Source organism: Pelomonas aquatica, assembly GCF_026712205.1.
GTDB classification, from domain to species: domain Bacteria; phylum Pseudomonadota; class Gammaproteobacteria; order Burkholderiales; family Burkholderiaceae_C; genus Pelomonas; species Pelomonas aquatica.
Map to the genome: position 1 here is coordinate 25,081 of NZ_JAPPUW010000035.1, position 8,528 is coordinate 33,608.

Annotated in this window: 8 protein-coding genes and 1 tRNA gene; all 9 read right to left on the bottom strand. The window is 64.1% G+C overall.

What is annotated here, in order from left to right; all coding sequences use genetic code 11:
• Window position 1 precedes the first annotated feature (1 nt).
• Complete coding sequence (gene rpoB, locus NYP07_RS23025) at window positions 2–4,123, bottom strand: DNA-directed RNA polymerase subunit beta (protein ID WP_268154394.1); 4,122 nt, start codon at window positions 4,121–4,123, stop codon at window positions 2–4.
• A 440-nt stretch (window positions 4,124–4,563) separates the two neighbouring features.
• Window positions 4,564–4,944: a 50S ribosomal protein L7/L12 gene (rplL, locus tag NYP07_RS23030; RefSeq protein WP_025564475.1), complete on the bottom strand. Its 381-nt coding sequence runs from the start codon at window positions 4,942–4,944 to the stop codon at window positions 4,564–4,566.
• Between the two features lie 51 nt (window positions 4,945–4,995).
• Entirely contained in the window at window positions 4,996–5,514 is a 519-nt protein-coding gene (gene rplJ, locus NYP07_RS23035; RefSeq protein WP_268154397.1) for a 50S ribosomal protein L10, read from the bottom strand.
• Window positions 5,515–5,771: 257 nt separating this feature from the next.
• Window positions 5,772–6,482: a 50S ribosomal protein L1 gene (gene rplA, locus NYP07_RS23040; RefSeq protein WP_268154399.1), complete on the bottom strand. Its 711-nt coding sequence runs from the start codon at window positions 6,480–6,482 to the stop codon at window positions 5,772–5,774.
• Window position 6,483: 1 nt separating this feature from the next.
• Window positions 6,484–6,918 (bottom strand): 50S ribosomal protein L11, encoded by a 435-nt coding sequence (gene rplK / locus NYP07_RS23045; protein ID WP_268154401.1) that lies wholly within the window; start codon window positions 6,916–6,918, stop codon window positions 6,484–6,486.
• 281 nt (window positions 6,919–7,199) lie between these two features.
• Window positions 7,200–7,775: a transcription termination/antitermination protein NusG gene (gene nusG / locus NYP07_RS23050; RefSeq protein ID WP_268154403.1), complete on the bottom strand. Its 576-nt coding sequence runs from the start codon at window positions 7,773–7,775 to the stop codon at window positions 7,200–7,202.
• Window positions 7,776–7,790: 15 nt separating this feature from the next.
• Window positions 7,791–8,177 carry a preprotein translocase subunit SecE gene (gene secE, locus NYP07_RS23055; protein WP_268154405.1) on the bottom strand — a complete coding sequence of 129 codons (387 nt, stop codon included), beginning with the start codon at window positions 8,175–8,177 and terminating at the stop codon, window positions 7,791–7,793.
• Between the two features lie 141 nt (window positions 8,178–8,318).
• Window positions 8,319–8,394, bottom strand: a tRNA-Trp gene (locus NYP07_RS23060).
• 14 nt (window positions 8,395–8,408) lie between these two features.
• Window positions 8,409–8,528, bottom strand: a 120-nt coding sequence (locus NYP07_RS23065) for an EF-Tu C-terminal domain-related protein (protein WP_436434918.1), incomplete at its 5' end; no start/stop codon positions are given.

The window sequence follows — 8,528 nt, forward strand, 5'->3', positions numbered from 1 at the left end:
CTTAATTGCGTTCCAGTTCAATGTCGATGCCCAAGGAGCGGATTTCCTTGACCAGCACATTGAACGATTCGGGCATGCCCGCTTCGATGGCGTGTTCGCCCTTGACGATGCTTTCGTAGACCTTGGTCCGGCCGTTCACGTCGTCGGACTTGACCGTCAGCATTTCCTGCAGGATGTAGGACGCGCCGTAGGCTTCCAGCGCCCAGACTTCCATTTCGCCGAAACGCTGGCCGCCGAACTGCGCCTTGCCGCCCAGAGGCTGCTGCGTGACGAGGGAGTACGGGCCGGTCGAACGGGCGTGCATCTTGTCGTCCACCAGGTGGTGCAGCTTCAGCACGTGCATATAGCCGACGGTGACCGGGCGCTCGAACTGCTCGCCGGTGCGGCCGTCGCACAGCCAGGCCTGGGTGCGCGTGGCGGTCAGACCCTTCTTGGCGGCGATGTCGTCCGGGTAGGCCAGCTTCAGCATGCCGCGGATTTCTTCTTCCTTGGCGCCGTCGAAGACCGGGGTCGCGAAGGGCACGCCCTTGGCGAGGTTGCCGGCCATCTCCAGCACTTCGTCGTCCGTCAGCTCGTCGATGTTCTCGGTCTTGCCGCCGCTCTGGTTGTAGAGCTCGTCGAACAGCTTGCGCAGCTCGGCCACCTTGCTGTGCTGCTGCAGCATGTCGCCGATGCGCTGGCCGATGCCCTTGCCGGCCCAGCCCAGGTGCACTTCCAGCACCTGGCCCACGTTCATCCGCGACGGGACGCCCAGCGGGTTCAGCACGATGTCGGCAGGCGTGCCGTCGGCCATATAGGGCATGTCTTCGATCGGGGTGACCTTGGACACCACGCCCTTGTTGCCGTGACGGCCGGCCATCTTGTCGCCAGGCTGCAGGCGGCGCTTGACGGCCAGGTAGACCTTGACCATCTTCAGCACGCCGGCGGGCAACTCGTCGCCCTGCGTCAGCTTCTTGCGCTTCTCTTCGAAGGCCAGGTCGAAGCTGTGGCGGGTCTGGTCGAGCGCGTTCTTGATCGATTCGAGCTGGTTGGCGACTTCTTCCTCGGCGGGACGGATGTCGAACCAGTGGAACTTCTCGACCGAGGCCAGGTAGTCCTTGTCGATCTTGGTGCCCTTGGCGATCTTCTGCGGGCCGCCGTTGGCGATCTTGCCGTTCAGCAGCTTCTCGATACGGTCGAAGGCGTCGCTCTCGACGATGCGCAGCTGGTCGTTCAGGTCCAGGCGGTAGCGCTTCAGCTCGTCGTCGATGATCTGCTGGGCGCGCTTGTCGCGCTGGATGCCTTCACGGGTGAAGACCTGCACGTCGATGACGGTGCCCTGCGTGCCCTGGTCGACGCGCAGCGACGTGTCCTTCACGTCCGAAGCCTTCTCGCCGAAGATGGCGCGCAGCAGCTTCTCTTCCGGCGTCAGCGTCGTCTCGCCCTTGGGCGTGACCTTGCCGACCAGCACGTCGCCCGGGTTCACTTCGGCACCGATGTAGACGATGCCCGACTCGTCCAGGCGGCCCAGTTGCTGCTCGGACAGGTTGGGGATGTCGCGGGTGATTTCCTCGGCGCCCAGCTTGGTGTCGCGCGCGTTGACCACCAGTTCCTCGATGTGGATCGAGGTGTAGCGGTCTTCGGCGATGACGCGTTCGCTGATCAGGATCGAGTCTTCGAAGTTGTAGCCGTTCCAGGGCATGAACGCGACCAGCATGTTCTGGCCCAGGGCCAGCTCACCGATGTCGGTGGAGGCGCCGTCGGCAATGATGTCCTCGGCCGCCACCTTGTCGCCGCGCTTCACGATGGGGCGCTGGTGGATGTTGGTGTTCTGGTTGCTGCGCTGGTACTTGATCAGGTTGTAGATGTCGACACCGACCTCGCCGGCCACGGTCTCGTCATCGTTGACGCGGATCACGATGCGGTTCGTGTCGACATAGTCGACCACGCCGCCGCGGCGCGCCGCGACCACCGTGCCCGAGTCCTTCGCGGCGACGCGCTCGACGCCCGTGCCGACGAAGGCCTTCTCGGGACGCAGCACCGGCACGGCCTGGCGCTGCATGTTGGCGCCCATCAGTGCGCGGTTCGCGTCGTCGTGTTCCAGGAAGGGCACGAGCGAGGCCGCGACGGACACGATCTGCGTCGGCGCCACGTCCATGTACTGGATGCGCTCGGGCGAGGTCAGCACCGATTCGCCGTTCTCACGGGCAGACACCAGTTCGTCGGTCAGCGAGCCCTCGGCGTTCAGCGTCGCGTTGGCCTGCGCGATGACGTACTTGCCTTCCTCGATGGCGGACAGGTAGTCGATCTGGTCGGTCACCTTGCCGTCGACGACGCGACGGTAGGGCGTCTCTAGGAAGCCGTACTCGTTGAGCTGGGCGAACAGCGCCAGCGAGTTGATCAGGCCGATGTTCGGGCCTTCAGGCGTTTCGATCGGGCAGACGCGGCCGTAGTGGGTCGGGTGCACGTCGCGGACTTCGAAGCCGGCGCGCTCGCGGGTCAGACCGCCCGGGCCCAGGGCGGAAACACGGCGCTTGTGCGTGATTTCCGACAGCGGATTGGTCTGGTCCATGAACTGCGACAGCTGCGACGCACCGAAGAACTCCTTCAGCGCCGCGGAGATCGGCTTGGAGTTGATCAGGTCGTGCGGCATCAGCGCTTCGGTCTCGGCCTGGCCGAGGCGCTCCTTGACGGCCTTCTCGATGCGGGCGAGGCCCGAGCGGTACTGGTTCTCGGCCAGTTCGCCGACGCAGCGCACGCGGCGGTTGCCGAGGTGGTCGATGTCGTCCACTTCGCCGCGGCCATTGCGCAGCTCGACGAGGATCTTGACGACGTCAAGGATGTCCTCGTTGGACAGGTTCATGTTGCCTTCGGGCGTGTCACGGCCGACGCGCGCGTTGAACTTCATGCGGCCGACACGGCTCAGGTCGTAGGTGTCGGTGCTGTAGAACAGGCGGTTGAACAGGGCCTCGACGGCGTCTTCCGTCGGCGGCTCGCCGGGGCGCATCATGCGGTAGATCGCGACGCGGGCGGCCAGTTGGCTGTCGGTCTCGTCGGAGGCCAGCGTCTGGCTGATGTAGGCGCCTTCGTCCAGCTCGTTCGTGAACAGGCACTGGATTTCCTTGACGCCGGCGGCGCGCAGCTTCTTCAGCAGCGCTTCGGTCAGCTCGTCGTTGGCCTTCGCGATGATCTCGCCGGTGTCGGCGTCGATCATGTTCTTGGCCAGCACGCGGCCGACCAGGAAGTCTTCCGGCACCGAGATGTGCTGCGTGCCGGACTGCTCCAACTGGCGCACATGGCGGGCGGTGATGCGCTTGTCCTTCTCGACGATGACGGCACCCGACTTGTCGACGATGTCGAAACGGGCCACTTCGCCCTTCAGGCGGTCGGCGACGAATTCGAGCTGCGCGCCAACGTCCATCAGGCGGAAGTTGTCGAACACGAAGAAGTGGGCCAGGATCTGCTCGGGGTTCAGGCCGATGGCCTTGAGCAGGATGGTGACCGGCATCTTGCGGCGGCGGTCGACGCGGAAGTAGAGGATGTCCTTCGGGTCGAACTCGAAGTCCAGCCAGGAGCCGCGGTAGGGAATGATGCGGGCGCTGAACAGCAGCTTGCCCGACGAGTGGGTCTTGCCCTTGTCGTGCTCGAAGAACACGCCCGGCGAACGGTGCAGCTGCGACACGATGACGCGCTCGGTACCGTTCACGATGAAGGAGCCGTAGTCGGTCATCAGGGGCACTTCGCCCATGTAGACCTCCTGCTCCTTGATCTCCTTGACCGTCTTCGCCTGGGGCGACTCACGGTCATAGATGATCATCTGCAGGCGCGCACGCACGGCGGCGGCGTAGGTCAACCCCCGCTGCTGGCACTCACGGGTGTCGAACGGCGGCTTGGCGATGTTGAACTCGAGGAACTTCATCTCGACGAAACCGTTGTGCGAAACAATCGGGAACGCCGACAGGAAGGCCGCCTGCAAGCCTTCGGGCTTGCGCTTGGCGGGGGGTACGTCCTTCTGCAGGAAGGCCACGTAGCTGTCCTTCTGCATCGTGAGCAGATAGGGAACGTTGAGAACGCTCTCGCGCTTGCCGAAGCTCTTGCGGATCCGCTTGCGCTCGGTATAGCTGTAGGGGGTTGCTTGCGCCATAAACACTCCGTGTCGAGTGCATCCCCGGCCGTGGGACGCACCGCGTCGGCGACTGGCTGGCTCGCACACCCAGGACGGGCGGCTGCCTAGCTTGGTGGTTGGCCACTACCAACCGCTGGCGGACAACTTCGGCCCCGCAACAGATGCTGACCAAAGTCCGACCAAACTGGTTCTCTGCAGTCGGATCAGAGAACACGTGAAAGAACCGCGCATCATACCGCGCGCGGTTCTTTCAGCTGTTCTCTACGGGACAAACCCGCAAAGACGAAAAAGGGGAAGCCCGAAGGCCACCCCTTTTTTGAATCCGGACGACCCGGATTCGGCGAGGGAGCGGCGTCGCGAGCCGGTCGAGGTCGGGCCTGAGACGCGGAGCCGTACTGGCGTACGGCGAGCATCGAAGGCTCGAGATCGGCCGGCGCAGTAGCCGTGCCCTCGTCGAATTACTTCATTTCGGCCTTGGCGCCGGCTTCGACCAGCTTCTTCACGGCGGCTTCGGCGTCGGCCTTGGAGATGCCTTCCTTGACGTTCTTCGGAGCGCCGTCGACCAGGTCCTTGGCTTCCTTCAGGCCCAGGCCGGTGATTTCGCGGACGGCCTTGATGACACCGACCTTCTGGGCGCCGGCGTCGGTCAGGACGACGTTGAACTCGGTCTTCTCTTCAGCAGCGGCAGCGGCGCCGCCAGCCGCGCCACCGGCGGCCGGAGCAGCCATCGAAGCGGCGGACACGCCGAACTTCTCTTCAATTGCCTTGACCAGATCGTTCAGTTCCAGAACGGTCATGCTGTCCAGAGCGGTCAGGAAAGCGTCTTTATCGAATGCCATGATGTGTTCCTAAATAACAGATGGGTTGCGTGGATACGCGGTGTTCGTCGATCAGGCTGCGGGCGCTTCGGCGGCAACTTCGCCACCACCACGCTGTTGGGCCAGGGCAGCCAGCACGGCCGCGGTGCGTTGCACCGGCGACAGCAGCAGGCCGGCGATTTGCGACAGCAGCACTTCCTTGCTCGGGACGGATGCCAGCGCCTTCACGCCGTTCACGTCCAGAGCCTTGCCGCCGTAGGCACCGCCCTTGATGACAAGCTTGTCGTTGGTCTTGGCAAAGTCAGCGATGACTTTGGCAGCCGCGACAGCGTCTTCCGAAAAGCCGTAGATCAGCGGACCGACCATGCTCTCCGAGGCCGCCTCGAACGGGGTGCCGGCGACGGCGCGACGGGCCAGGGTGTTCTTCAGCACGTGAAGATAGACACCCTTGGCACGCGCGTCGACGCGCAGCTTGTTCAAGGCTTCCACGGTGAGGCCACGGTACTCGGCCAGCGCGAGCGTTTGCGACTTGGCGGCTTGCGCTGCCACGTCGGTCACGACGGCTGCTTTCTCGTTGCGATTGAGACTCAAGGTCTACTCCTCACGTTTGCTCCCTCGGCCTTGCGGCTTCGAGAGCGCCAGGGATTCAGCGACCATCTGATAAGAAACACGTCAGGAACGAACTTCTTTCAGCGGGACCGCCATCTGCGCTGGTTCTCGGTCTTGCGACGTCGATTTAAGGGGTCTCCACCAGCGGTCTTGGATGACGCGCCGACCCGGTTGCCCGGGCCAGCGCCCCACCAATCTTGTCGCCCGGGGCCAGACTCGCCCCGAGCAGATTCTTTACGTCAAGCCGCCGAGGCTTGAGCGTTGATCGACGCGATTTCGACGCGGGCGCCGACGCCCATCGTCGAGGACACGGCGACCTTGCGCAGGTAGATGCCCTTGCTCGACGCCGGCTTGGCCTTGTTCAGGGCCTCGATCAGCGCGCGCAGGTTGCCTTCCAGCTCGTCGGTGTCGAACGAACGACGGCCGAGGGTGCCGTGGATGATGCCGGCCTTGTCGACGCGGAACTGGACCTGGCCAGCCTTGGCGTTCTTGACGGCGGTGGCGACGTCCGGGGTCACGGTGCCGACCTTGGGGTTGGGCATCAGGCCGCGCGGGCCCAGGATCTGACCCAGGGTACCGACGACGCGCATCGTGTCGGGCGAGGCAATGACCACGTCGAAGGGCATGTCGCCCGCCTTGACGCGCTCGGCCAGGTCTTCCATGCCGACGACATCGGCGCCGGCGGCCTTGGCTTCCTCGGCCTTGGCGCCTTGGGCGAACACGGCCACGCGCTTGGTCTTGCCGGTGCCGTTGGGCAGCACGACGGCGCCGCGCACGACCTGGTCAGACTTCTTGGCATCGATGCCGAGTTGCACGGCGACGTCGATGGACTCATCGAATTTGGCGCTGGCCAGGCTCTTGACCAGGTCCAGGGCTTCGGTCAGCGCGTACAGCTTGGTCGACTCGACCTTGCCAGCCAGAGCCTTTTGCTTCTTGGTGAGCTTGGCCATGTCAGACCCCTTCCACGATGATGCCCATCGAGCGGGCGGAGCCGGCGATGGTACGAACGGCGGCGTCGATGTCGGCGGCCGTCAGGTCCTTGGTCTTGATCTTGGCGATCTCTTCCAGCTGGGCGCGGGTCAGCTTGCCGACCTTGTCCAGGTGGGGGCGCTGCGAACCCTTCTCGATCTTCGCGGCCTTCTTGATCAGCACGGTCGCCGGGGGCGACTTGATGATGAAGGTGAAGCTCTTGTCTGCGAACGCGGTGATGACCACCGGCAGCTTCATGCCTGGCTCGTAGCCTTGCTGAGTCTGGGCGTTGAACGCCTTGCAGAACTCCATGATGTTCAGGCCACGCTGACCCAGCGCGGGACCCACCGGCGGCGAAGGATTTGCCTTGCCGGCCGGAATTTGCAGCTTGATGAAGCCGACAATTTTCTTGGCCATGTTTTCTCCAATCCAGTGACCCTGCGGCCTCGCAGAATCACCTGAGTGCTAGCGCATCGGACTCGGGCCAGATCTTTCCGATCCAGTCCTTACCTTTGCTCCTCTTGTCCGCCTCTCGTTGCAGACTGGTCACGGGCCGACGTCAGGGTCGCCAGCCGAACCCGGAATTCTACTCTGATGCTCGAAATTGAGGCAATCAGTTCATTTGAAGCATCAGCGACGCCGGTCGGACCTTTTGCCTTAGCCCTGCGGGCAGCGGCGAAAAGTCTGACGACGTGTCGTCAGACTTTTTCAACCTGCGCGAAGTCCAGCTCGACCGGCGTGGCACGGCCGAAGATCGTGACCGACACACGGACCTTGGACTTGTCGTAGTTGACCTCTTCGACCGAACCGTTGAAGTCGGTGAAGGGGCCTTCCTTGACGCGCACGACCTCGCCGACCGTCCACTCGACCTTGGGCCGGGGCTTCTCGACGCCTTCCTGCATCTGGTTGACGATCTTCATGACCTCGGCTTCCGAGATCGGGGCCGGGCGGTTCTTGGCGCCGCCGACGAAGCCCGTCACCTTGGACGTGTGCTTCACCAGGTGCCAGGACTCGTCATCCATGAACATCTCGACCAGCACGTAGCCGGGGAAGAAGCGGCGCTCGGTGACGGCCTTCTTGCCGTTCTTCAGCTCGACGACTTCTTCGGTCGGCACCAGGATGCGGCCGAACTTGTCCTGCATGCCGGCGCGGTCGATGCGCTCGCGCAGATTGCGTTCGACGGCCTTTTCCATGCCCGAGTAGGCATGGACGACGTACCAGCGCTTGGGCGGGCCCGTCGGGGCTTCGGTCGTGACGACTTGTTCTTCAGACATTCGGATTCCTTGCGATCAGCGCTTCCAGCCCAGGATCAGGTCGTAGAGCACCCATTCCAGCGTCTTGTCGGTCATCCACAGGAACAGCGCCATGACGACGACGAAGGCGAACACATAGCCCGTCATCTGGGTCGCTTCCTTGCGGGTCGGCCAGACGACCTTCTTGACCTCGCGCGACGAGTCGCGGCCGTAGGCGATCAGCGCCTTGCCGTGCTCGGACGTGAAGAAGGCCGCCACGCCGGCAGCCAGCAGCACGAGCAGCGAGGCCCACTGCACCAGCGCGCCTTGCTTGGCCAGGCCGTAATAGGCCGCCAGCGCGCCGATCAGCAGCAGCACCGCAGCGGCCAGCTTGGCCTTGTCGGCGCCGCTGGTCACGGTCTCGACTTGGGGAGGATTCGCCATCACTTCACTTTCACGCGCCACCTGGGGTGGCTGTTCGGATGCTGCTGCGGCCCGTAGCCATCAGCAGCAAGGCCCGCCGAGATCTCTCCCGCGGGCCGATGCTTGGTTTGCCGGGATCCAACCGCCGTGATCAGTGGCGGGTGGCAGGGGCAGAGGGTCTCGAACCCCCAACCTTCGGTTTTGGAGACCGACGCTCTGCCAATTGAGCTATGCCCCTGTGGCCTTGAAAACTTACTCGAGGATCGTGGCGACGACGCCAGAACCGACGGTGCGGCCACCTTCACGGATGGCGAAGCGCAGGCCCTGCTCCATCGCGATCGGCGCGATCAGCTTCACGGTGATGCCGACGTT

What these genes read in the sequence shown, in the direction of transcription:
- rplA (WP_268154399.1), bottom strand. Translation starts at nt 6,482, where the DNA reads ATGGCCAAGCTCACCAAGAAGCAAAAGGCTCTGGCTGGCAAGGTCGAG.
- rplK (WP_268154401.1), bottom strand. Translation starts at nt 6,918, where the DNA reads ATGGCCAAGAAAATTGTCGGCTTCATCAAGCTGCAAATTCCGGCCGGC.
- rplL (WP_025564475.1), bottom strand. Translation starts at nt 4,944, where the DNA reads ATGGCATTCGATAAAGACGCTTTCCTGACCGCTCTGGACAGCATGACC.
- nusG (WP_268154403.1), bottom strand. Translation starts at nt 7,775, where the DNA reads ATGTCTGAAGAACAAGTCGTCACGACCGAAGCCCCGACGGGCCCGCCC.
- secE (WP_268154405.1), bottom strand. Translation starts at nt 8,177, where the DNA reads ATGGCGAATCCTCCCCAAGTCGAGACCGTGACCAGCGGCGCCGACAAG.
- rpoB (WP_268154394.1), bottom strand. Translation starts at nt 4,123, where the DNA reads ATGGCGCAAGCAACCCCCTACAGCTATACCGAGCGCAAGCGGATCCGC.